This is a genomic window from Methylobacter sp., assembly GCF_004322395.1.
In the GTDB taxonomy this organism is placed as follows: domain Bacteria; phylum Pseudomonadota; class Gammaproteobacteria; order Methylococcales; family Methylomonadaceae; genus Methylobacter_A.
Genome location: NZ_SCTW01000148.1, coordinates 1 through 25,945 on the forward strand (window position 1 = coordinate 1; position 25,945 = coordinate 25,945).

Consider the following 25,945-nt stretch of genomic DNA (forward strand, 5'->3'; position numbering starts at 1 on the left):
TTGACGCCTGACTGAGCGCCGGCTAGTTCCAGAGCCCGGTTGATGCCTGGCTCGGAATCGACGGTGCCGCTCAACTTGACGACGCCTTTGTCGGTGGTCACTTCGATGCGGGAGGCGCTGAGCATCGGGTCGTTTAGCAGGGCCGCCTTGACTTTGGTGGTAATCGCCGCGTCATCGATGTATTCGCCGACGCTTTCGCTTGGTGGGGTTGCCGGCTGTGCTGTGCTTGGCATTTGTTGTTGTGCGCCTTCCATTTTTTGCGCGGGCCGGTCGGCCGATCTATTGGTTCTCGGTGCGGTACTTTCGGTCGTACGCTCGACTTTGCCGGCTTTTTCCGCGGAGCCTTCTTTCTCGCAGCCGACCAGGCCGAGCACGGCACATAGACAAGTAAGCGCAACAACGTTACCGGCTAAACTGTTTTTCGGGTCCTGAGGGGTTGTTTTCATCGGATGCTCCTTACATGGTTGTGTTTGCTAAAATGCGTCAACCGACGAGCGATGCTCCGGTTAGGAAGTGCCCCGGCCTCTGTGTGGATCAGACGCAACAATCGAAAAACCCGAGTCAAGTTTAGCGGCGGGGTCCTGTATGATCTGTACGGTAACGCACATAGAGAGTTAAGGTGATGATGCGACTGATCGATTTTTTAGAGAATACTATTTAGGGAAACAAAGCCGCTTCAATGTTCAATACGCCGGCTAATCGATAAAAAACCCGCTTTTAAGCGGGTTTTTTAAGAATGCTCAGAAACTTCCGGCCTTTCGAATTTAAAACTTCATCCTGGAAAAATCAGTTAGCCACAGATTTACACAGATAAACGCCGATAATACATTGAGTGATGCAAGACTAGCGGTCCACCCAACGGGTGCCGCAAAGAACTCATGTAACCCATTGTTCACTCGTGTAAATCCGTGTTCATCCGTGGCTCAACTGCTCTTTTCAGGTTCATTAGTCCTCTATCCAGATCAATTCGACACGACGATTTTGAGCCCTGCCCGCTTCTGTATTGTTATTCGCAATAGGTTGAGTTTCGCCGTAGCCTCTGGCAGTCAGTCTGTTGGTTACGCCTTTCTTTTTAAGGTAATTAGCAACCGATTGCGCACGCCGTTGCGATAATTTCATGTTATAGGCATCCTTGCCTTCGCTGCTGGCGTGACCCTGGACTTCAATATCGTTTTTCTCAGGACTAGAAATAAGACTTTGCGCGACATCATCAAGTATGTTTCTGGCATTCAACGTCAACTCTGCAGAATTACGTTGGAAGTGTTGACCTCTGAGCACAAGTCTGACCGGACATCCGCTAAAGTCTACCTTGGTGCCTTTCATAGTGCCGGGACATTTATCCATGGAGTCGGGAACACCGTCACCATCCGAATCAAGAACGGCAGTACTGGGAGCTGCCATGGGTATCTCGGTCCTTGCCACACGTTTCGGTTTGTCGCCGAACGGAATCACAAAACCAACGTTAACCACCATATCGTGAAATTCGTCTGTACCAGGCTGGACTTGAGCGTTAAGATTATTGTTGTAACGATAGCGCACGTCACTGCGGAGCAAGAAGTTTTCGTGAACCTCATAGGTAAAACCAGCACCTGCTTCGCCAATTACGCCTACGCCGCAATTAGCGGAAGCGCAACTGTTCATGGCGCCGGCCCCGATGACGGCATAAGGCGAAAATCTATCCCTAGAAATAAAATACAGTAAATCAGCGGTGCCGCCAGTCAGGCTCCAGGGACCGTTGTCGCCTCCGAACTCTTCATAGAATCCTTTCAGCTCAACGTTGAAGTGTTTATCGAGCATCTTGCCGATACCCATACCGCCACCCCAGCCGTCTTTTGCACTCCGGTCACCGCCGGATTTTACAAATGTACCGAAAGGCGCAATGTACCAGCGGTTATCAGGATACTGACGGTCTTCATGAGACCAAATTTTATAGGATTGATCGGCGGCCTGTGCCAGCGGCAGGAAACCAACGATTGTTAATGAGGCTATAGTGAGCAAATTCTTTTTCAGCATGATATTTTCCTTAAATGTGTTAAAAAAGGGATTACAAAACGCATCATTGTTTCGATAAATCCCAGGAACATTCTTAACTCGCTTAATTTTTTGAAACTGTGGCTAGTGTTTGTAAATAACTGACACTAGCCGGATACGCGAAAGTGCTGAAGAGGAAATATTCCAAGGAAGAACGTTTCCGCTAGAAACCAGCTACTCTGTTTTAAGGTCATCCCAGACATTAGCTATTGTCTCTTTAGTCTTCATCCACATTGCCGCTGTTTCCCTCCAACTCTTGTATTTTTCAGTAGCTGCATGTTCGCATTTGTATGTACTTTAGTTTTTGCATCTACCGTAGCGGTTTCCATCATTGCTATTAGTAATTCAACTTAAACATTCCTTATCAGTTGCCTTGCCAGCTTTTGCGGGTTTTCATGAGTTAGTCATTAGGAACACCTTATTAAAACAATCAGTGTTGCTAAAAAATCTCAAAAGTAGCTTAACTGCAACACTAACAGTTGGTCTGTACGCTACCGCACATAGCGTCTTTACAGTGGCAAAATACTTTCGAATTTATAAATTGGCTAAGCTAAAGCAGGCTACACAGACATATCCGACACCATTCGTCAGCTTTTTGTTTTATCAGATAAAAATATAGGAAATATGGAGCAGAAAAACGCAGCCGAATTATTCGGTGCGCAAAGCTTCCAGCGGTTCCAGCCGGGCGGCTTTCATTGCCGGTGTTACTCCGGCGGCAATACCGATCAGCAATGAGACTATAAAAGCCGCAATGATATAGGCCCAGGCCAGTTCCACCGGTAAAGCGGGCAGCGCGGCATCAAGAATCCAAACTATGATTATGCCTAACAACACGCCGCAAAGCCCGCCTGCGGCGCTTAGCGCTAAGGCTTCGCACAGAAACAGCTGAAAAATGGTTTTACGTTCCGCACCTACCGCTCGTAGCAGGCCGATTTCGGAAATTCTTTCGGAAACGGCGATAGTCATAATGGTCAGTATGCCGACCGAACCGACCAGCAAGGAAATACCCCCCAGCGCCGCAACCGCAAGGGTCAGGATATTTAAAATAGAATCCATGCTTTTCAGCATCTGATTTTGTGTAATGATGGTAAAGTCTTCCCTACCGTGCCGGGCAATTAAGGTTCGTTTGATAGTATTTTGAACATTCGCTATCGCCGTATTGCTTTTATAGAGCAGGTCGATTTCCATCAGGCTTTCCCTATTAAAAAGCTCCATAGCTTTGACAGACGGGATATAAATAGTGTCGTCCATGTCGAAGCCGAGCATCTGGCCTTTTTTTTCCATAACTCCGATGACCCGAAAGCGGTCGCTGCCGATTCTGATACGCTGACCTAGCGGACTGGCCGTACCGAACAGTTCTGTCGCCAATTTATCACCCAGCACCGCAAAGGCGCGCGGGTTGCTCTCCTCTCCTTTCGGTAAAAATCGCCCGCTAATAACCTTGATTTTCCAGATTACCGGCAAGGCTGAACCGACCCCCAGCACGTTGGTGCGCCGCTGTTTCTCCCCAGCCTCAGCACGCGCATTGCCTTGTATCATCGGAGATACGGCAATGATGTTTTCGAGTTTGCTTAAGCTAATCGCATCGGCTATGACCAGCGGCCTGACCGTGCTTATCGATGCGCCCGACACGCCGAAAGTGGTAATTTTACCGGGATGAACGCCGATCAGGTTGGTGCCGAACTGGGTGAATTCCGCCAGCACAAAAGTATGAATGCCACGACCTATCGAGGTTAATATGATTACCGCCGCGATACCGATAATCAGCCCTAATGCGGTCAGCGACGAACGCAATTTATGGCTGATAACCGTCCGGTATGACAATGAGATGAGATCGGCGTAATGCATATTTTACCGTTTTGCCAATGCGGCGACAGGGTCAAGATTAGCCGCTTTTCTAGCCGGCAATACGCCGAACAGCAGACCGGTAAATAACGACACAGCCAAGGCTGCAAATAATGCCCAGCCCGGCAGTGCTATTGGGAAATCCGGGTACAAGGCCTGCAAAACGCTTAAAATTACATACCCCAGCATCACACCCAGCACGGCTCCAGCCAGCGACAACATTGTCGCTTCGGACAAAAACAGCCATAAGAGCTGCCGCTTGGTCGCACCTAATGCTTTCAACAAACCGATTTCGGAAGTACGTTGCGTGACGCTGACCAGCATTACATTCATCACTAAAATACCGGCCACCGCCAGACTGATTCCGGCAATGCCGGCTACGGTCAGGGTCAATGCGGTCAATATTTTATCGAAGGTGCTGACCACGCTGTCTTGGGTGATCAGCGTGACGTCGTCTTCGCCTTCATGACGAGCCTTGATGATTTCCCTAATTTCATCGACCGCCTTGTACATGTCCGGCTTGGATTTAGTTTCAACCAGCACCCTGAATAATGAGTGGATATCGAACAAAGCCTGCGCGGAGGCCACAGGAATAATCACGATTTCATCAAAATCAATCCCGACTGATTGCCCTTCCGACGCCAGCACGCCGACCACCCGGAAGCGCCGGTCATTTATTCGTAACCATTGCCCCAGTGCGGGTTGATTGGCAAACAGTTCTTTGCGTATGGTTTGACCGATCACGCAAACCGACAGGGTTTTATCGATTTCTGTTTGAGGCAGGAAACTGCCTTGCGCTACCGTCAAACGGCGTACCCGTCTTAACGCATGTGTGGAACCTACGATATTGGTCTCGCGCTCCAAACCCAGCGAAGAAACCGGCGCGGAACCGATGGTCAAAGGCGCGATGGCAGCGATATGATGACTACGAAATAAGGCTTCGGCATCATCGAGCGTTAAATCTCTGGGCGTTTCGCCAAATAGCGGCGGCTGTCCGCCGGTGGTTTCGGTGCGTCCCGGCAACACGATAACCAAGTTTGTGCCCAAGGCTTCAAACTCATTAACCACGTAACGGCGTGCGCTATCGCCCAAGGCCGTCAGCACCGAAACCGAAGCTATGCCGATGCTCATTGCCAAAATAATCAAACCCGCACGCAAACGCTGAGTGCTAATTGCGGCTAAGGATTGGGTTAATGTGTCTTTAATGAGCATAATTATTATCCACGAAAAGCACGAAAAACACGAAAAATCTTCATAATACAATCCGCTCGACTGTTGCTTTCGGGTAACAACCGAAGTTGACTAGCAGACCCAGGCGCATTTCTGTCGCTTTCAGGTAATTCAGTACCTGCGCCTTATGCGTTCTTGTTATGGTAGAAAGCGCTTTAATTTCAACAATAATAGAATCATGGCAAATAAAATCGGGGATATAAGTTTGCCGCAACGCCTCACCCTTGTAGAAAAGCTTCAACTCTTGTTGCGCGACAAAGGGAATCTTGCGTTTTAATAATTCCTTTCCCAGACATTCTTGATAGACAGCCTCAAGAAAACCGCAACCCATTTCCCGATACACGTCAAACACGGCGCCTTGTATCTGATAACATTCTTCTCTGTACCACATTTGCTTATCCATTTTTTCGTGCCTTTCGTGCTTTTCGTGGACAATGAATAAAATTATGTCGTAGTGATTGTTCTATTGCTTGCCCATCACCCTATCTGCCCATCGACTATGCGAATTTTCCGCCGCGCCCTGTCACCCAAATTCTGGTCATGAGTAATAATCATCAACGTTACTCCCTGCCGGTTAAGACCTTCCAGCAATTCGATGATTTCCTTGCCGGATTTGCTGTCGAGATTACCGGTTGGCTCGTCCGCCAATAAAATTTCCGGGCGCATGATCATGGCCCTGGCAATGGCGACGCGCTGTAGTTGTCCGCCGGAAAGCTGATCCGGCCTGTGATCGGCCCGGTCTTGCAGGCTGACCGATGCCAGCGCTTCCTGCACCCGCTGTTTGCGCTCCTTAGCCGCTACGCCGGCCAGTGTCATCGGCATTTCTATATTTTCAGCCGCCGACAAACGCGGAATTAGGTGAAAAAACTGAAACACAAAACCGATATTTTCTCGGCGGACTTTGGCAAGCTCGTCATCGCTAAGCTGCGTAACCGGCTGGTTGTTTAATAAATACCGTCCTGAACTCGGCTGATCAAGCAGGGCTATGACATTTAATAACGTCGATTTGCCGGAACCCGACGGTCCCATCACCGATACATATTCGCCTTTTTCAATGGTGAGGCTGATGTCATTCAAAGCATGAACGGTCTGCTCGCCTACCTGAAAATAGCGGTGGATATGTTCCAGCCGTATCATTTTTGTACGCGGGCATAAGCACCTGCAACCACGCCCTCCCGGCCTACCGACAACACTACTTTATCGCCGGCATTCAAGCCTGACAGCACTTCCACGGTGTTCCAATTGACCAGGCCCGGCGTAAAGCTGCGCTCTTCCAGCAAGCCGTCCTCCCGCATCACCAAAACCCGGTTATTTTCCAATACCGCCTCGGCAGGCACTCGGAGCGCTTGAGGTTTGCTGGCTAACAAGACTTCAATATCGGCACTGTAGCCGGGCAGCAAGCCTTTAAGATCTGTCGGATCGGTTAATTTAACTTCAACTTCGACAGTGCGCGCCTGCTTTTCTTTTTCCAGCACATACGGAGCAATGCGGCTTACCGTGCCGGAACAGCGTTTTTCCGGGAAGGCATCCAGCGATACACAGGCGCTCATGCCGGTTTTAATCTGCGGCGCATCGACTTCATCAATCGGCGCGGACACATACAAACAGCTGACATCGAGCAAATCGATAGCGGGCAAGGTCGGAATGCCGGGCGGGGACGGTGTTATAAATTCCCCCAGTTCGGCATTGATTTCAGCCACCGTACCGTCAAAAGGCGCAACAACCAAGGTACGCTCAACAGCGGCTTGAGCAGCATCGCTGTTGGCTTGGCTAACCGCGACAGCCTCAAGCGCGGCATTGCATGACGCCCGCTTGGCGCGTGCGCCTGTTGCTTTAATATCGACCTGTTCTTCGGAAATAATATGATTGAATTTTTGCAAGCGTAGCGCACGATCTGCCTCGCGTTCAGCGCCTGCGCCAAGCTGACAGGCTTGTTCGGCCGACGCCCGGTTAGCCCTGGTTTGAGCATCCTGCAATTTGACCTGCGCTTTCAGGTCTTTATTCCAAACCTCCATCAACAGCTGATTTTGTTTAACACGATCACCTTCCTTAACATGCAACTCGGCAACCTGCCCGCCTGCTGCCGGCGCAAGATAGGCGCGACGACAGGCTTTAACCGTACCGACGCGAGTATTGGATACCGTCGCTCTCACCTCGCCTCGTTCAAGAGTGATTATTTCAACATCAACAAATTTCGGCTGTTTAGTAAAAAAATAAACGGTAATAATCAGCGCAATGCCGATGATGATAATGAGTGTTTTTTTGCCCGGTGAAATCATAAGTCGAGTAGCCAAAATTCGTTTACTTTGAAGCGCCTATTAAGCCCAACAGTAGGCCAACGGTCAACTTAAAAACAACATTACCCGACAATCACCAGCCAATCGGTCAGGTAGGTCATTTTTACCGAGAGATTTTTTCCCAGAACTTTCAACATGTCGTCCGACTCACGCAAATTGATGCGGCCATTGATTTTGAGTGTACGCAAAGCATCGTCCTTATAAACCACCAAACCGGTTCTATAGCGGCGAATCTGGCTGATGACACTTTCCAAAGAAGCATTCTCAAACACCAGAAAACCGTTCACCCAAGAGGTGGCCAATGCCGAATTCAGTAGCAGGGTCTCGCCTAGCCCTGCGGCGTCGACCGATACGAATTCGCGATCATGCAAAATCGACGACTGCTTCAAGGTATGCCGATCGCTCACTTCAACCCGGCCGGACACTACTTTGACCTCATCGCCGGCGCTTTTTTCATGCACGAAAAACCGGGTTCCCAGCACGCGCGTCGTCGAATGATTGGCTTGGACAATGAACGGACGATTGGGGTCGGGTTTGACCTCGAAGTAAACCTCGCCTTTCAACAGTTCGACGTTGCGTAGCGGGCCATCCATGCTGACTGCGATAGAACTGTCGGTATTCAGCATTGCGGTAGAACCGTCATCGAAATAGACGGTTTTGCGTTCGCCTATCTTGGTCGAATAATCACCTTGCATCAAGATTCTCAGCTCGTTGCTAAACAGCAAGCCTAAGGCTAGACAGGCGGCCATCGCCAGCGGCAACTTGAAATGAGTGGCTGTGATTCTTTTACGCGGCGCTATGCGGTGTTTTTGGGCGGTATCGCCAAGCGCTTGCAGCAGGTCGGCATCGCCCCACAGCTTGCTGACTTCATTAAAGGTGTCGCGATGCGTATCGTCCTGATTCAGCCATCGGAGAAATGACGTTTTTTCCTCACTGGAGACATTGTCGGCCTGTAACCGTATGAACCAAGTCACCGCTTGCTCGTCAAGATCGTTATTAAGCCCGAATTCCGAACTGTTGTTTTCGTTTTCCTGTTTCATAGGTAACTACTCAGGTTATACATAGAAAACTCTCCGTAGACCGGCAAAGCAATCCACGGAAGTTAGCCATCGAAATCGCGAAATAGTAGCGTTTCATAATATTCATTCTACCTAAAACCCATTGCTAATTATATTTCGTATCGTAACTACTCAGCAGATGCTGGTTTTATAACGGAACACGGATGCCAACAGTAGGCGCCTACTGTTGGCATCCGTGTTTTATTTTTCTAGCCTTACTTACCATACGACTGCAACAGCAGCGTATGTTCAGACTTCCCTGCCGTCAATGCCATCGGCAAGCCCTTTAGCCAATAATTCTGCTGGTCCCGGTAATAAGGCGACAACGGGTGACCCGATTGACCTCCGGGCATATGCAGTATGGCGTCTTCAAAATGGTCCGGCGCGACCACCAGCCGCTCGCTGGCTCCAAAATTAGGACCGGCCGCGCGAACGCAAAAAGCGCAGCCCGGCAATGCTTCGCCCGGCATATCCAGTAAATCGCTCAGTACCGGCAATGCCTTGGAAAAGGGATGCGAATGCTTGACTTTGTTTTGCCTACCCCAGTTCAATTCCATTAACGCCACCCCCGGATGCTGGTCTTGCACCTGATGTATGCTGCGTTTCAACTGTCCCAAAATAAAGTCGTCCCAGTTTCGATAATTCGCCGCATCTGGCAGTAATTGCGAGGGTTTTTCATTCAGCAGCGCTTGTAACGGTGTATCGATATAAGTCCAGGCAAAGCTGAAATTTTTATCGGCCTGCCGACTGGCCGATAAAAACGGCGCAAATACCGATTCGACCAATTGCTTACGGAACTCGACCAGCAACGCGAAACCCAAGCTACCGACATCGGCCCGGCCGTCCCAAGCCAGCAGATAGTCGCGCACCTCGGCCAAATCCGGCTGCTTCGCAATCGCTTCGGCGGTCAGGCTGTTCAAGGCCAATTGCTGGTAGAACACATAAAACTCGCTTTCGGTATCGAGTTGCAAATTGAACATGGCCCATTCACTAATCTGCGGCATTTGTTTAAGTTGCCGGGTAATCCTATAGGCGCGGTAACCGTTGCCGAACTGGTGGCCGATCACATACGGATAATTCTTGCCGAAACGGCGGTCGTTGGCTGACACTAAAATCCCCTCGGGCGGATTGATGACGCGCGGTAAACTTTCGGGTTCGACATAACCTTTCCAGCCCACGTTGCTGTCCGCCCAAGACCGACTAACCAAACCGTCATTGCCGAAACGCTTGGGGATTTTGCCCATCAATGTCCAGGCGATGCTGCCTTTATCATCAGCCAGCAACACATTCAATTGCGGGCCGCCGCTGCTGTTGACGATTTTTACCGCCTGTTCCAAATTTTCGCTTTGCTCCAAATCGAACAAATTGAGGTTGATCGCGTCGGCATCCAGCGCAGCCCAATGAATCGCCACCGGCTGATCCAGCAACGGCTGGTTGGCTACCGGTCCCCAGCGCGTCTGCTTGACCACAATCTGCTTGGCTTCGCTGCCTTTTACTACGATGGTTTCGGGATATTCGTCGAAACGCTGCCATTGATCGCCGACCCGGTATTGATCGGGATTGGCGGGATTGATGTCAAGCCGGACCAAATCCAGGAAATCGCCGGTAAGATTGGTTGCTCCCCAGGCAATATGCCGGTTGCTGCCGGCAATTAACAACGGCGTACCGGGCAAGGTCAGGCCTGCGGCATGTACATCGCCGTAATTCAGCTCGATGCGATACCAAGTATTGGGCACCGATATACCCAAATGCATGTCGTTAGCCAGAATGGCCCGTCCGTCCCTGGTAAGCTTGCCGCTGACCGCCCAGGCATTGGAGCCGGCCATTAAATCGGACTGCTGTACCGTCTGTGCCAACGCTGTTTTATCCGTCGGCGGGTGAGCTAATGCAGTTGTCAAAGCTTCGACAGGAATCGATTGCGCCGGGCGCAACGATTCGGCCTGCTTTTGCAATTGTTCAGTGTAAGTATCGGTATCCGGCGTCAGAAAACGCATCGCGGCATCCGGCAAAGTTTTTTCCATTACGCTCAGCATCCGCTCGCCGCGCTCCTCTCCGGCAGTCAAGGTCTCGCACATGCCTAATACCACCAATAGACTGTCCTCCGGAGTCCAAGGCTCCGGTTGATAAGCCAACACCTTAAACTCGAAAGACAGCTTACCGGATTCGGCCATATAGCTGTTGACGCCGTCGGCATAGCTTTGCAAATAATGCTGGTGGTTTGGCGGCAGCTTTGCCAGTATCGCTTTTGCTTCGCGATGAAACCCATAGGTTCGGGCTTTGATGTCGCTGTCCAGCGCCATGCCGCCAAAGATTTCCGCCAAGCGCCCGGCGCTTTTACGCCGCATCAGGTCCATCTGAAACAGGCGGTCGCGGGCGGTGACATAGCCCAAGGCCCGAACCGCATCGGCACGGTTAGCGGCGTCGATGGCAGGAATGCCGTGCGCATCGATACGTACGCGAACCTCCGCAGTTAGCCGGTCCAGCTTTACCGTACCGTCAAGTTGCGGCATGGCCTTATGCAAAACCCAGAAACCGCCGCCGATGGCTATCGCTGCCATAATCGCCAGCCCAAAACCGGTATATAAGATAGTTTTTCGAATATTCGCCATTGCCATTTAATATTATGAAATGCGGTTAAAAACCTCAAAAGATTATCACCACGAAAGCACGAAGTTCACGAAGAAAACAAAGTTAAACGCTGTAGGGCGCGCCGTGCATGCCTTTCCCGGTACTTTGAAAAATTTGCCATCCCTTTGGCGCGCACGGCGCGCCCTACTCGATTAACATTTGTTTGTTACCTGTCTTTCTTAACTTAATGGCAGTGACGCAACGTGTGGGAACGAGGAAAAATAAAGCTTCCAGTTCTTCGTGCCTTCGTGGTGAATTTTTTAAGTTTTTTAATCGAACTCTTGTTAATTTACCTGTGATTAATGCGAAGTCACTTCGTTACCTATCGCTATCGGTTTGTCCATAGCTACAATCCGCCCTTCTTCCAGCTTGATGCAGCGATCCGCCAAATAGAAATAACGGTCATCATGACTAATCACCAATACCGTTTTGCCTTGGACCTTCAAGGCAGGCAGCAGTTCCGTATAAAACAAATGCTTGAATTCAGGATCCTGGTCTGCCGCCCACTCGTCGAAAACATAAAAAGGCCGGTCTTCCAAATAAGCAACCAATAGCGCCAAACGTTTGCGCTGGCCTTGCGACAAATCTACCGAGGAAAACCGCCCGTTCTCAACCCGCACTTTATGGTGTAAATGCAGGCGTTGCAAGTAATCGTCGATGAGCCCATGATTGTTCTCGCTACCGACCCCATACAGCTCATCAAACAAATAAAAATCCGAAAAAATCACCGAAAAGTTTTGCAAGTAGTCATCCCGGTTACGCTCATCGACAACCTCGCCGTTCCAACGAATAAGCCCCTGCTCCGGCATGTAAAGTCCGATCAACAACATCGCCAACGTAGTCTTGCCGCTACCATTGCCGCCGATTAAAAACGCCAGTTCCCCCGGCTTAAAATCCAGATCGATAGGCCCCAGAGTGAAATTGCGGTTTTCCTTTTCCCGATGGAAACTGTGTGTCACGCCTTGCAGAGACAGTCCGGAAAAGCTCGCGCAAGGCTCGGGTTTATCAGGCCTATCGGCCTGTGCCGTCTGTCTTTTGAGCCGGTCGCCGAGTTGCCGGACTTTTTGCAAAGCCACCTTGGAACGGCTGAAAACCGGCAAACTGGTAGTGAGTATGGTCAACGGCGACATCATAAACAAAAATACCAGCGCATAACCGCCGATCACCTCCCGATCGATAACCTGCCAAACCGGGAAAGCATAGAGGATCACACCCATAACCAAGTAATACAAAAGCTGCGCCCACTGGTTTACCCATAGAAAAGCCACCGCTCCCTTAAACGAATATAGGCTATAGTTTTCGGCGCTGGCCGCCAGCGACTGCGCCATAAACGCATCGCTACGTTGCCGGTGTAACTTCAACTCACGAATCCCTTCCGTTAAAGCCCGAAAATCGCTGCTGAGTACATCGTATTCCTCCCGCGCCTTGGACACGGCTTTTTTCGGCCACTCCCTGAATAAACTGGAACTCAAAACGCCGAATACGATCACTCCGCCCAAAACCAGGGCCAACTGCCAGGACAGCCAACTCAGATAGGCCATACTGCCCGCCACAACCGCAAAATTAATGCAAACCACCGGCAACAATTGACTGGCATTGGCTATCGCCGTGATGTCCTCGGTCAGGTTAGCCAATAACGCGGGCTTACCGAGTTTTTGCAGATAAGGGTAAGGCGCAGCAAGAATCAAGCGGCTGATTTGGATGCGAAGATCGCAAACGATTTTAGCGCTGAGCCGATTAAGCAGATAATGCGATAGAAAACCGCTGAACAATACCGTAATAGCCAATCCGCCAAACAGCCACGGCAAAAGCTTGGCATCCAAAGCATTCGACAACGTCGAATTAATCAGCGCTAGCAAAGCCGCACTGCTTAAACCGCTGATAATGCCGGTAAACAATACGCCGACAATCGTTAGCCAGGAAGAGCGGTACAAAAAAACTAACATAGAATATTTTCCTTTAAGCTCGCGTATATCATTGTTCAATGTGCTAGAACAAACTCTATGCCGCCGATCAGGCTGCAAAGCCAAAGCAGGCCTAACAATAGGACGCCTTAAGCCCGTTTTAACCTCATCCGCTTACTAAAAAAATATTGCCGAACACCAGCGCAATAACATTTGCCAAATACCCATAGGATTTCGCCAAAAATAACTTCCGCTTATCGTTCCCACGCTCCGCGCTCGTTGCTGACCAAATTTCACCCATCTACAACGAGTTATTGCGGCTTAAAAAGAGCGCATAGCAAGCTATGCAACCCTTTTTAGAGCACAGAAAATAGACAAAAAATCCTCATCTATTTCACCCCTTGTGTAGACCAATACCTACGCCATGCATTTAAAAAACTGCGTTATATAACACATTCAAAACACGTCATATGCCGTCTTTTTTCAAATCAACTCATGGTATTTGTAGCTAACTTATTGAAATCACATAACCGCAAATTTGGCACATTCATTGCTTTTTTTATGGCTATTACTGGGACGACAGCATACTTCAGCAACTCAACTTGCCGTGCAGACTTGGCTTGTTCTACGTTCTCACGCGACCGTCGGCGTAACGGCAAGATAAACATTCATAACAACAAAGAGGGATTTGAACTTGAACATAGAAGCTATTTATTTAAATCATCAATCCGAATTGCAGTTTCATTTGACCCGGATAGTCAACTGCCCGGATATTGCCGCCGACCTTGCTCAAGAAAGCTTCGTTATTTTTTTCCGCGAAGCGCAAAAACAAACTATCGATCATCCGCGCGGTTTTCTATTCAGGGTCGCCAAAAACCTTGCTTACGATCATATCAAGCATCGGAAAGTAGCGGAAAATTACCAACAAACCAAAGACCGATCCCTTCTTCCTCCAAGCGAATTCCCCTCTGCCGAGAAACTTGTATCCATCGATGAAAGATTGGCCTCGATCAAGCGGATACTGGACGAATTGCCTTTGCGCACTCAAGAGATATTTATCATGAACAGGGTGTACGGCATGACCTATGCCGAAACCGCCAAAGAACTCGGCATCTCCGATAGCGCCGTTGAAAAACATATGGCCAAGGCCCTGCTGCACTGCCGCAAGCAATTCAAAACCCATTTGCTGGATCAACATGACCACTGAGGTACTTTAACGTTTATATCGTCTTCTCTACGGAAACCAGCCCATCGCAACGAACGGCATGGTCATTTATAACAGTTACCTATCAACGGAGAAAAACAATGGCTTGGGACGACGAAGACACTACCATTTATCAGGTTGTGGTCAATCACGAAGAGCAATATTCAATTTGGCCTGAATACAAAGAAATACCGGGCGGCTGGCGAGCAGTCGATAAAATCGGCAACAAGCAGGAATGCTTGGATTACATCAAAGAAGTTTGGACCGATATGCGTCCGCTGAGCCTACAGCTGCATATGCAACAAACGGCGCCGCAATAACCCGGAATAGAGAGAGACGGGATTTGCATCCCGTCTTTCAAAGATTCAAACCTACGACTCCGGCATAACGATGTTGAATGGTTAAAACTCTCCCCCAAACAATAACCTGCCAAATTCCAAGGCCATAACCACATTGCCATCGCCGGTTATTTCGCCCTGCTCATAAGCATTGACGGCGGTTTTCCTGCCTTCAACCAGCTCATGAAAAACTTTATAGGTTGTAGCGATTGTGCAATCGCTGAGCTTATCATCTTCTCTTAATGTTAAATCGCCACTGTGGCTCTCAATTGTCCAAACCCCGCCTTTCAACCCGGTTATCACGAGTTTACAGACACCCTGTAATTGGCTGAATTTATCCATTCTTGCGGCGGCATTCCGTAAAAAACGGTTTTGGAAAAAATCATTTAAACCCATATCCGGAAGCGTCTGTTCGTCATCGCCTTGTTGCTCGGCATATTGAGATTCTATCGTTGGATAGCCTAGCTGCCGGTTAAACGTGTCAATCTCAGCCATCAGTTCATTCGGAATCGCCGTCAATGGAATCGCTGTCCCGTTACCGATAGAATCTTTGCTGATTTTTTCGGAAAACCAGACTTTCACATCGCCGTCCCCTTGATCGTGAGGCACTTGAAAAATCCGGTCGATTAAGTTCTCATCCCAAGGTTCGCCCAGAAAATCAAACAATTTTGCCAAGACCTGTTCCGGTTGCCTGACCAAAGACTCATAGTTAACCCTGATGCACTGGCCGGCATGAGTCTGCTCGAATGCGATCAGTTTGCCGGTCTTATCCAACCAATTATCAATCATCGCGGCGACAAGATTTGTCGGGCGTTTCTGGACATAACCCGCCAATTCAGGCATATAGCCTAATGGACTGAATTTAATGCTCGAATAAGCGACATCCAGGCAATTGCGGTATAAACAGATATAGCTGGCCTGCGGAAAAACTTTTGCCAATATCTCCAGATAATCGATATTGATGGTCGATTTTTCGCACCAATTGGTTTTGCCTTTCCCTTGTGCATAGCGATCCAGTAAATCTGTTACTACACGCCGGGTTTCTTTGATTGCCAGTTGCTCTCTTTGTTCCTCCGTTTCCATATCCGGCAATTTTCCCAACGAATAATAAGTCGTCGTATATAAATCGGCGCATAACGGACCTAAGTTCAAATGCCCCGGACTGCATAGATTAGGATGCGTATCGACAATACAACGCAGCATTGTCGAACCTGAACGAACACAAGATAAGATAAAAATCGGTTGTTTAATCAGTTCCGGATGACGATTATTTGTATTTGCCATTATTAGATATCCTTTTGTGCGAGTTTCCAGCTATTGAGTAAATGCTTGTCCCTAGCCAGGTTTTAGTGTTTGGTTTCTCAGTTGACGGCCTTATCTGGAGCCAATCTAATCGTATAAATTATTTAACCTATTGCCTTAGAATGAGTCTTAGCACGTCTTTTTTGCCGCCAGCGGATCAGGCCGGTGACAAATAAAACCGGGCAGGCTAAACCGGTGATAAATACCGAGATACGCCCTGTCATGCCGAAAGCTTGCCCGGAATGCAGCGGCCATTGCCAATGAGTGAACACTTCCCCTGCCGTACCAACGATCGGATCGTCTACGTCCAGTATTTTGCCACTATAGCGATCCATCACCACGCAGCGCCGTTGCAACAGGCTACCGGGCGCATCGACGCCATCCAGACATACCGTATAAGTTTGGGTGGCTGCGGGAGCTCCGTAAATAAAATGCGGACGACCGGTCGAATAACGTTGCTTGGCGATGGCGACCGCCTGATCCATACCGATGGCTTGGGTATTGCCGGTTGGCGGTGTGGAATGGAACCAATAGCGGTAAGTCACTGGCGAGAACAGTTCCAGCACCGGCACCACTTGGTGCGGCAGCACCATGTAAATACCGGAAAACAGCACCGGCAGCATCACCAACGTGGTGTAAAACCCGGAGACCTTGTGCAGATCGTAATTGAAGCGGACGCTACCTGACTTGGGTTTGAAGATCAAAGCCTGCCGCCAACGCCCTGTCAACGGCCACCAAACAATCAGGCCTGTCAACACCGAGATAATCAACAGAACGCCGGATAGCCCCACCACAACAGCGCTAACCTCATCCGACTTAATCAGCAGCGCGTAATGCAGCACAAAAATGAAACCGGTAAAGGTTTTCGGAATAATGCTATCCGAGCTGCTCAGCAGGCGCTTGCCAAGCACTTGCGCCGTATAGGGATCGACGGCAACCAGCCAGTTTTCGTTGATGCCGCCCGTCTCAGCCACCGAATAACGCAGCGTGAAAGCTGCGTTATCGTTACGCGGATAAGTGGCGAAGGTATGCTTGGCTTGCGCCGGCATAGCTTTTCGACCGGCTTCAAAAATAGACGCCAACGGCTGATAAGCCGCCGAATCTGCCGGTGGCTTTACGATTAACATTTCACTGTTCAACCATTCATCAATTTCCGGATAAAATACCAGAATGCTGCCGGTGATGCCGTAGATAGAAAGCAAAAAACCCAAGCTCAATCCCAGCCATAGATGCACATCCAGCCAGCGTTTACGGCGGGTTTTTAGGCGAGATAGTCGCAGGTTTGGTGCTTGTTGTTCGGTTGCCGAATCGGCATGATTCACATCGGATTTCATCGTTCATCTTATTGAATTGGGCAGTCAATGCCGGGTTGCTAACCGCATGCAACCCGACACCTACGCCTGTTTAATACCGATATTCGAAACCGCCAAATACCTGACGGGTAGCGCCTGGGTTGAATTGCGCCGCATCCAAACCATTGGCGTTGCCCATAACTGCGACTGCAGAAGCGTAATGCTCGTTGGTGAGGTTGCGACCATCCACAAATACTTTCCAATGTTTTTTGTCATCCCAGCCAACCCTTGCACCTAATAGCGCATAGGGTTTGGCGGCTAAGGTATTAGCAAAATCCACCCAGTTGGAACTGACTGCCTGTACGTTCGGCCCAATATAGAAACCGCTGGGATGCTGATAGACTGCCTCGAAGCGAGCATTATGTTCCGGTATGGCGGGAAGCCGGTTATCGCCTAAGGTCTGATCGTTGTCCAAATGAAAATTGTTCCAGGTGTAATTTCCGCTGAAGCGGATTTGATCGCCGGAAGAAACGACATTCAAAGGCACAGTCGTTTCAAGCCCTAATTCAATGCCACTATGCAAAGTGGTGCTATTGGCATTGGTAGCCGTGAAGTTCCCACTACCGAATGGCGGCAAGGGAATAATGAGATATTCATTATTTAACCAAGCTTGATAAAATGCCAAATCCCATTTCAACCAATCGCTTTGACCCCGCGTCCCGATTTCTACAGTGCTGGCTGTTTGGCTGTCTAGGGCTGGAGTAACGAATATATTAGCTAGATCACTTAAAGGAGGCGGCTCTGAACTGCGGCTCAAGTTGCCGTAAATCTGCGCTTCCTTGGTGGCTTGCCAAGTAAAGCCCAGTTTGGGGTTGGCATTAAAGAAATCCTTATCAGCTTCATTGCTGGGCCTGGCAGCACTGGCAACGTAACCCTCATAGCGTACATAGTTGACATTACGATAATTCAGTTGGACTCCGCCAACCAAGGTAAACGTGTCGGTCAGGCTAAGTTGATCCTCCAAATAACCTTCCACATTGACCCATCGATCATGTTCCGCATTCAATAACGGGCCACGGTGGCGGTTAACCGTAGCATAGTTGGTATCGTTGCTAAACATCCATTGCGTAAATCCGCCCCAAACTACCCGGTTTTGCAGGTCAAACAGTTTGCCATTGATTTCGTGCCGCCAATTAAACCCGGTATCCTCCCATAGATCGCGATTAGTACCGCCTGTGAAGTCAAATTTAAACTGAGTGTTGAAATAATAAGCACCAACATCAAAACGATCCCCATTATCCAGTTTCACTGAATGTTTCAAATCGCTCCGGTAAACCTTGATGCCATTTCCCAAGGAAAAGCTGTTCTGATTTTGCCGGGGATTTGTGTCAATTTGTTGTTTAGTTAATGCAGTTGCCGCTAAGAAATCATTCTCTTGTACATCGAAATACAGCCGGGTTTCCTGATCCTCGTTCCAGCGGTAGCCGATATTGCCGTGCCCCTGAAACTGTTCCTGCTCGTTGTTTTCCCGGGTCGTATTGGTATCGAGGTAAGAAAACGCTCCGTAGACATCGAAACCATTGTCGAAAACTCTAGCAGCACTGACCGTAGGATTGACATGACCATTGGTACCCCAAGTCATCCCAATTTTTAAAGGATCAGCAGTGTAACCTGTCGGGGTGATGAAATTGAGCGCGCCGCCCAAATTACTGCCGCCATATTCGAGTGCACTAGCTCCACGATAGACATCGATATGATCGATTGCATAAAGGTTGATCGTTTGAGTGTCGAAAGCACCATTTGCACGAGTAAAAGGCATGCCGTTACGGAGTATTTTTAATCCACGCAAGGGGCCGCCAACAGTCGAATTGACGTCTGAACCGCGAATGGAAATACGCGAAGGACCGGCAGCCCCTGCAGTGGCTTCGCCCACATATACACCGGGCGCATTAGTAAGCGCATCCCTTACTGTCAACACCGCGCCCTCCTTTATACGCTCCCCATCAATCACCGTTGTCCCGCCGGGAACGCGATTCAGCTTAGCCTTCGATTCGGCAATGGAAGGCGTGGTCAGACTGGGGCTTTCGCTCGAAGCAGTGCTCTCGATGGTCATAGGATTTAACGTAATCGTGCCGCCGGTATTACTCTGTTTCGGCACCTCGGTTAACATTACCGCATCGTCATCCACGTATTGATGAGCGATATTGGAACCGGCTAATAACTTCTGTAATGCCTGCTCCGGTGTGTAGTCGCCTGAAACCGACGGCGACTTAATACCGGATACCATTTTCTGCGGGTAACTCAGTTGAATGCCTGTCGTTTCGGAATAAGCAAACAACGCTGTAGCCAAATCGTTGGCCGGAATATTAAAATGAATTTTTTTGTCTTTATCGGCCGACAGCGCCGGCATGACTTGAACTAGCATCCCCACAAAAACACCGCCTACTAAACAGTTTTTGATTGCCCGCTTCGAATCAAAACCGCCTTTTGGCGAAGTCCCTAGTTTGTTAACTTTTTTCCTCATGATTCCACCAGTTTTAGCATTATAAAAACAAACACTTTTCAATGTTTCCTGCTGGAAGACGATTTCCCCCGACATTCTCCCCAGTACAATCAAAAATAATTTTCAGCCCGTCCAATCCTTCACCATCAGGATCAGCTACAAAACCGCTTCTGACAAAGTAGCCTTGATAACGAGCCATGATGTCCCGATCCAACAACGCACATTCCACGTTTAATGCCGACAACGCTTTATGAGTCGCCAGGCTGTCGTATTGAGGCGTTTCATCCTCCGGCAATTGCGTATTTCCATCATGGATTTGCTCGGCAAACATCGGCAGCAGCGACGCTAACGCAAAGTCGTCAGGGTTAGAACGGCCAAACTCCAACACTTTTTCCAGCCAATCGCGATATGGAATGCGTTGCAACCGGTAGCCCAGGCTTGCAAAGAAATCCAGCCAGTCATCGGAGTAAGGCGGCTCGGGGTGATTCAAATGAAAAATGCCGCCGACGGCATCGGCTCGCTGGGACAACGCCACTATCGACCGGCTCATATAATCGACCGGCGCCATGTCCATGCGAATACGCTCACATGGCGCATAACCCATTTGCAGGCAACCTTTAATCAGGCGGCACCAAAAATCGCCGGTATTCCACGCCCCGCTTCGGCTGTCTCCAGCCACGATTGCCAGCCTGTAAATGCTGACTTGAAAGCCTCTGCCCCTGGCCGCAACCATCAACTTTTCCGCAACCCATTTACTTTGTGCGTAGCCGTTCGGCAAATTCCCACGCTGTTCGGGTTCGTCGATTTCCTTATGGCCGGTTGCGTGGCGCGGCGCTTCGCTAAACACAGATACTGTAGACACGTAATGAATGGCCTTGGCCCTGCCGCGACAGGCCAAGCGCAACACTTCTTCGGTTCCCGATACGTTGGCGGCTTTCAAGGTCTGGTAAGGCTGAACAAAATTCACCAGCGCCCCGTTGTGGTAAATCGCCTCGCCTCGCTCGGCAATTTCCCGGTAGCGGCTCTCGGACAGTCCAAAGTTCGGCTCGGCCAAGTCGCCGCACACGGCAATGATCCGGCTAAAATCGACGCGCTCGGTCAATTCATACAGACCGATTTGCTGTTGCAGGCGAAGCAAGGCTTGCCGTTCGTCGCGCGCCCTGACCAGGCAATAAATGTCCGCTTGGCTATGCTCCAGCAGATCGGCCAATAAAAATACGCCCAGAAAGCCGGTAGCGCCGGTCAAAAATATCGTTCGAGCCGCTTCGATATCGATTGCATCCGCCGCTAACGGCACGATAGCGGGATCCAATACGGCTTCAGCATCGAAATCTATTGTTTGCCCGGCTCCCCCGTCGATCAAACGAGCTTGGGCGGCTACCGTCGGATCGGTCAAAAACGCATTGAACGCGACCTTAGCCGCTAACCGTTTTTGCACAAGGAAGAACAACTGCGTCGCCAATAGCGAATGCCCGCCCAAGTCAAAGAAATTATCTTCGGCGCCGACTTGCTCCACGCCCAAGACCTCTTGCCAGATTTCGGACAGGATTGTTTCGGTCTGGGTGCCTGGGGCGACGTAGTGTTTACCGCGTTGTTCGCTGATGCCAGGAACCGGCAAGCATTTCCTGTCCAGCTTGCCGTTGGCGCTGAGCGGCATTTCGTCCAGCACCACGAAGGCGCTGGGCACCATGTAGTCCGGCAGAGCGTCTTTTAGCCGGGTCCTCAGGTTGTCTATTGGTATCGTTCCGGTTTGGTTTTCCACCAGATAAGCCACCAAGCGCTTGTCGTTAGGCTGATCTTCCCGTGCCAGCACCACGGCTTCCTTAACGCCTGGATGCGCCAGCAATTGCGCTTCGATTTCGCCCAGTTCGATGCGGAACCCCCGGATTTTGACTTGGTGGTCGATACGGCCCAAATAGTCGATATTGCCGTCGAAGCGGTAACGCACCAGATCGCCGGTTTTGTACAGCCGGTCGCCAGCTGGCCCAAATGGATTGGGAATGAACTTGTCCGCCGTCAAATCCGGACGATTCAAGTAGCAGCGGCCTAGACCGATGCCGGCAATGTGCAGCTCACCCGGCGTACCGACCGGTACCGGATTCAAATGCCGGTCGAGAATGTACAGACCGATGTTGGCTATCGGCCGGCCTATCGGAATCGCCGTTTCGATGCAGCTCGGCAAACAGGTCCAATAGCTCACGTCGACCGAGGCTTCGGTAGGGCCATACAGATTGTGCAGTTCGGCCGGAAGTTTTTGCTGGAAACGCGTGACCAGATCAGCCGATAGCGCTTCGCCGCTGCAAATGACGCGTTTTAATGACGTACAATTTTCCACGCCCGGCGTCTCGATGAAGGCGTGCAACATGGACGGCACGAAATGGATAGTAGTGATGCCTTCGCGGCGGATAATATCGACCAGAGCCGGACTGTCTTTGTGTTGATCCGGCTCGGCAACCACCAACCGGGCGCCGGTCATCAACGGCCAGAAAAATTCCCAAACCGACACATCGAAACTGTACGGGGTCTTTTGCAATATCCTATCCGTTCGATCCAGTCCGTATTGCTGCTGCATCCATTGCAGCCGGTTCAGTATGCCTTGATGCGGAACGCCGGCGCCTTTCGGTTGTCCGGTTGAACCGGAGGTGTAGATGCAATAGGCCAGATTTTCCGGCCTAAGCGGAATATCGGGATTGGCGTCATCGGCGCTTGCCACTTTGTCCCATTCGCTATCCAGGCACAACAAAGTCGCCGTAGAAGCCGCTATTTTTTCCCGGCAAGTTTCTTGAGTTAGTACAATCGATGCGCTGACATCGTGCAGCATAAAGTCCAGCCGGTCTTGCGGGTAGCCCGGATCGAGCGGCACGTAAGCGCCGCCTGCCTTGAGTATGCCCAGCAGGCCGATCACCATCTCCAGCGAACGTTCCAGGCAGATGCCGACCAGCACCTCCGGCCCGACGCCCCTGGAACACAAGTAATGCGCCAGTTGATTGGCTTTGGCGTTGAGTTCGTCATAGCTTAATTGTTGTTTTTCAAATCTCAGTGCGACCGCATCCGGCGTTTTTTCCACCTGCGCTTCAAACAGCTGATGAATACAGCGATCCTTTGGATAATCGACGGCAGTGGCATTCCAGTCATGCAGGATTTGTTGCTGCTCTTCCTGCGTCAGCGCCGGCAATTCGCACAAGCGCGACTCGGGCCGTTCGACAAACGCGATCAGCAGTTGCCGCAGATGCGCCAGCATCGCATCGACGGTTTCGACTGAGAAACTGTCTGTGTCATGGCTGATCTCCAGCCTCAACCGACTGCCGGGGAAGATGGACAGGGTAAGCGGATAGTTGTTGGGGTCTATTCCGCCGACTTCATCGATCCTTATCGGGCCACCGACCTCCGTCAAGGCTTGATCGATAGGATAATTTTCGAACACCAGCAGGGTATCGAACAGATTTTGGCCTGGGGAAATCTCCGACCAGCTTTGAATCTTCGCCAGCGAGGCATATTCGTAGCGGCGCATGTCCTGATTTTGATCAAACAAGGCTTGCAGCCAGTCGGTCACACGGGATTCCGGCCGCAACTGCATGCGCATCGGCAAACTATTGATGAACAGGCCGACCATCTCTTCGACACCGATCAGTTCCGCCGGACGCCCGGAGACGGTGATGCCGAATACGACGTCATCGTTGCCGCTGTAACGGCTAAGCAGCAACCCCCAAGCGGCCTGCGCCAGGGTGTTCAAGGTCAGCTGTTGGCGCTTGACGAAGTGTTGCAGAGTTGAGGTCTCGGCTTCGAACAGTAGCAGGGTTTGTTTGCCGCTGCCTGTAGGTTTGCTAAAACCGCTTGGCGCTTGGCCGGTACTGAGTGCGACCGGCTCCGTGAAGCCGATCAACGCCGCCTGCCAGTAAGCTTCGGCTGCGGCCATATCCTGATGTTGCAGCCAGGCGATGTAGCCGCTATAGGGTTTCACCGTCGGCAGGAATGGCATGTCGCCTCGTTGCAAGGCCTGATAGGCGGTAAATACGTCCTTGATCAGCAACGGCGTACTCCAGCCATCCAGCAATACGTGATGGTAGCTCCATAAGAAATAATGCATATCGTTGGAGCATTGCGCCAAGGTCAGGCGCATCAAGGGTGCGCGGCTAAAGTCGAAGCCCTTGGCGTGGTCGTCGCCAAGGAGCTGTTGCCAACTCTGTTGCTGTTGATCCGCCGACATGCCGCGCCAGTCGTATTTTTTGATCGGCAGCTGGACATGCTTGTCGATAATTTGCAACGGTTGCTCAAGGTCTTTGAAGTAAAACCGGGTGCGCAACACCGGATGTCGTTCCAGCAGTTGCTGCCAAGCCTGCTGGAAAGCGGCGACATTCAGTTCGCCGCGCAATCGGCAAGCCAATTGGATGCAGTAGACGCTGGATTCCGGCGCATACAGGCTGTGGAATATCAGGCCGTGCTGCAACGGCGCCAGCGGGTAAATGTCTTCAATCTGCCTAGGCTTTAAGTCCATCGACTCCAGTTCGGTTTGCGACAGGGCTTGCAATGGAAAGTCGGACGGGGTGTAGCCACCTGCATCCGCTTGTGTGCAATGGGCAATCAAGTCCTTCAGTTGTTGCAGGTAGCGCCCGGCCAGTGTTTCCAACGTGGTATAGCGATAGCGCTCGCGACTATAGCGCCAACTCACCCGCAGACAACCGTCGCTGATGCTGCCGATGATGTCCAGTTCGTAATTACGCTTGCCGGTCGGATCGTAGCTAATACCAGCCGGTTCAGAGCTTGGCTCGAACGGTTCGCCAGCGGCTACCACGGTGTCGAATTGGCCCAGATAGTTGAAGATAATTTGGGCCTGAGACTGGGCCGCCAGTTGCGCTTTCAGCGTTTCATCGGCGGAGAGATAACGCAGCCAGCCGTAAGCGATGCCCTTCATCGGAACAGCCCTTAGTTGCTCCTTCGCCGCTTTCAATGCATCGCCCGGAGAACAGCCGTCCGTCAGGTTCAGCAGCAGCGGATAGACGTTGGAAAACCAGCCCACGGTGCGCGATACGTCCAGGTCGGCGGCGAGGTCTTCCCGGCCGTGGCCTTCGACGTCGATCAACAGCGTTGCCGCTTGGGTCCAATCGCGCAAGGTTAAGGCCAGCGCCGTCAGCAGGACTTCGTCTATCCGGGTTCGATAGGCGGCTGGCACTTCTTGTAACAAAGCGCGGGTTTCCTGAGCACTCAGCGATACGACGATTTCATCTTCAAGGCCGATGCGGTTGCCGCCGGCCGCTTCGTCTACCGGCAATGTCGGCACGGTGTTACGGCTCGGGTTCAGCCAGTACGCAACATCGACTGCTAAGTTGTTTGTATTCGCCAGTTGCTGCATCCGCTCAGCCCAATGTTTGAACGATGTGGTCTTGGCAGGTAGGGATAAGGTTTGCCCCACCATGAGTTGCAGACAAACGCTGTTCAGATCTTCCAGTAAAATCCGCCAAGAGACGCCGTCGACCACCAGATGATGAATCGCAATCAATACCCGATTGTCCCGCTCAACGCCCAAGTCAAACCAAGCCGCGCGCAGCAGCGGCCCAGTCGTTAAATGCAGAGCTGCCTGCCTGATCGATGCTTCCGCCTGTATGCGCTCGGTTTGCTGATCCACCGAGACGCTGGATAAATCGATGCGTTCTAAGACACGGTGGGACTCTTCAGCTAAATTGGTTTGCTGCCATCCGTTATCCCCACGGCTGAACCGCATTCTGAGCGCATCATGATGGTTCAGCAGTTGTTTGAGGGCCGCCTCTACAATGTCCGGGTTCAAACCGGGGCTGACCTTCAGGAACAACGCCTGATTCCAGTGATGGGGGTTATTCAGATTTTGTTCGAAAAACCAATGCTGGATCGGCGTCAACGGCACGTCGCCGGACACTACTCCCTGTTCGGCGGATAGCTGTTGGATCTGTCCGGCGGCCGCCGCCAAAGCGCTTAAGGTTGGGTTCTGAAACAGCTGTTTTGGGGTAATCACGACACCGGCCTGCCGGGCACGGCTGACGACCTGTATGCTCAAAATCGAATCGCCGCCCAGCTCGAAGAAGTTGTCGTGCCGGCCGACCCGCTTGACCGACAACAGCTCGCGCCAAATATCGGCCAGAATCCGTTCTACCGGCGTTTGCGGTTCCTGGTAGTGTTGCGCCGATAGCCCGCTCATATCCGGTTGCGGCAAGCGCTTGTGATCCAGTTTGCCGTTGGCGCTGAGCGGCAGGCTGTCCAGCAGCACCAAGGCGGAAGGCACCATGTAGTCCGGCAGCGTTTCCTTGAGCCGGGCTTTGAGCCGGTCGAGGTCGACGGCCTC

At 50.9% G+C, this 25,945-nt stretch carries 16 protein-coding genes; 2 read left to right on the top strand and 14 right to left on the bottom strand.

What is annotated here, in order from left to right:
- The 10 genes from EPO18_RS19275 to EPO18_RS19320 form a co-directional block, all read right to left on the bottom strand.
- Window positions 1–446: BON domain-containing protein (locus tag EPO18_RS19275; protein WP_292436281.1), on the bottom strand; the 446-nt coding region annotated here is incomplete at its 3' end.
- Between the two features lie 499 nt (window positions 447–945).
- Entirely contained in the window at window positions 946–2,013 is a 1,068-nt protein-coding gene (locus EPO18_RS19280; protein WP_292436282.1) for an OmpA family protein, read from the bottom strand.
- A 666-nt stretch (window positions 2,014–2,679) separates the two neighbouring features.
- Window positions 2,680–3,879 carry an ABC transporter permease gene (locus tag EPO18_RS19285; protein ID WP_292436284.1) on the bottom strand — a complete coding sequence of 400 codons (1,200 nt, stop codon included), beginning with the start codon at window positions 3,877–3,879 and terminating at the stop codon, window positions 2,680–2,682.
- A 3-nt stretch (window positions 3,880–3,882) separates the two neighbouring features.
- Window positions 3,883–5,088, bottom strand: coding sequence for an ABC transporter permease (locus tag EPO18_RS19290; protein ID WP_292436287.1), 1,206 nt, complete (start codon window positions 5,086–5,088; stop codon window positions 3,883–3,885).
- Window positions 5,089–5,128: 40 nt separating this feature from the next.
- The gene (locus EPO18_RS19295; protein WP_292436289.1) at window positions 5,129–5,509 is read right to left on the bottom strand and encodes a GxxExxY protein; all 381 of its coding nucleotides are present in this window, start codon (window positions 5,507–5,509) and stop codon (window positions 5,129–5,131) included.
- Between the two features lie 74 nt (window positions 5,510–5,583).
- Window positions 5,584–6,243: an ABC transporter ATP-binding protein gene (locus tag EPO18_RS19300; RefSeq protein WP_292436290.1), complete on the bottom strand. Its 660-nt coding sequence runs from the start codon at window positions 6,241–6,243 to the stop codon at window positions 5,584–5,586.
- A complete protein-coding gene (locus EPO18_RS19305) occupies window positions 6,240–7,385 on the bottom strand; it encodes an efflux RND transporter periplasmic adaptor subunit (protein ID WP_292436294.1) in 1,146 nt (381 codons plus the stop codon). The genes EPO18_RS19300 and EPO18_RS19305 overlap by 4 nt, the downstream gene beginning before the upstream one ends.
- An 80-nt stretch (window positions 7,386–7,465) precedes the next feature.
- A complete protein-coding gene (locus EPO18_RS19310) occupies window positions 7,466–8,443 on the bottom strand; it encodes a FecR family protein (protein ID WP_292436296.1) in 978 nt (325 codons plus the stop codon).
- Between the two features lie 233 nt (window positions 8,444–8,676).
- Entirely contained in the window at window positions 8,677–11,070 is a 2,394-nt protein-coding gene (locus tag EPO18_RS19315; RefSeq protein ID WP_292436298.1) for a penicillin acylase family protein, read from the bottom strand.
- A 318-nt stretch (window positions 11,071–11,388) separates the two neighbouring features.
- Entirely contained in the window at window positions 11,389–13,035 is a 1,647-nt protein-coding gene (locus EPO18_RS19320; RefSeq protein WP_292436300.1) for a cyclic peptide export ABC transporter, read from the bottom strand.
- Between the two features lie 652 nt (window positions 13,036–13,687).
- Here EPO18_RS19320 and EPO18_RS19325 point away from each other — a divergent pair.
- Together EPO18_RS19325 and EPO18_RS19330 are read left to right on the top strand one after the other, a co-directional pair.
- Window positions 13,688–14,200, top strand: a complete 513-nt coding sequence (locus EPO18_RS19325; protein ID WP_292436302.1) for an RNA polymerase sigma factor — start codon at window positions 13,688–13,690, stop codon at window positions 14,198–14,200.
- A 98-nt stretch (window positions 14,201–14,298) separates the two neighbouring features.
- The gene (locus EPO18_RS19330; RefSeq protein ID WP_292436305.1) at window positions 14,299–14,517 is read left to right on the top strand and encodes an MbtH family protein; all 219 of its coding nucleotides are present in this window, start codon (window positions 14,299–14,301) and stop codon (window positions 14,515–14,517) included.
- A gap of 81 nt (window positions 14,518–14,598) precedes the next feature.
- On the opposite strand, the gene EPO18_RS19335 is transcribed toward EPO18_RS19330, so the two are convergent.
- The 4 genes from EPO18_RS19335 to EPO18_RS19350 form a co-directional block, all read right to left on the bottom strand.
- On the bottom strand, window positions 14,599–15,819 hold the full coding sequence (locus EPO18_RS19335; RefSeq protein WP_292436307.1) for a sulfotransferase: 1,221 nt from the start codon (window positions 15,817–15,819) through the stop codon (window positions 14,599–14,601).
- A 122-nt stretch (window positions 15,820–15,941) separates the two neighbouring features.
- On the bottom strand, window positions 15,942–17,171 hold the full coding sequence (locus EPO18_RS19340; RefSeq protein ID WP_292436309.1) for a PepSY-associated TM helix domain-containing protein: 1,230 nt from the start codon (window positions 17,169–17,171) through the stop codon (window positions 15,942–15,944).
- A 70-nt stretch (window positions 17,172–17,241) separates the two neighbouring features.
- Window positions 17,242–19,653 (bottom strand): TonB-dependent receptor domain-containing protein, encoded by a 2,412-nt coding sequence (locus EPO18_RS19345; RefSeq protein WP_292436311.1) that lies wholly within the window; start codon window positions 19,651–19,653, stop codon window positions 17,242–17,244.
- A 19-nt stretch (window positions 19,654–19,672) separates the two neighbouring features.
- Window positions 19,673–25,888, bottom strand: a complete 6,216-nt coding sequence (locus EPO18_RS19350; RefSeq protein WP_292436312.1) for a non-ribosomal peptide synthetase — start codon at window positions 25,886–25,888, stop codon at window positions 19,673–19,675.
- Between the last annotated feature and the right edge of the window lie 57 nt (window positions 25,889–25,945).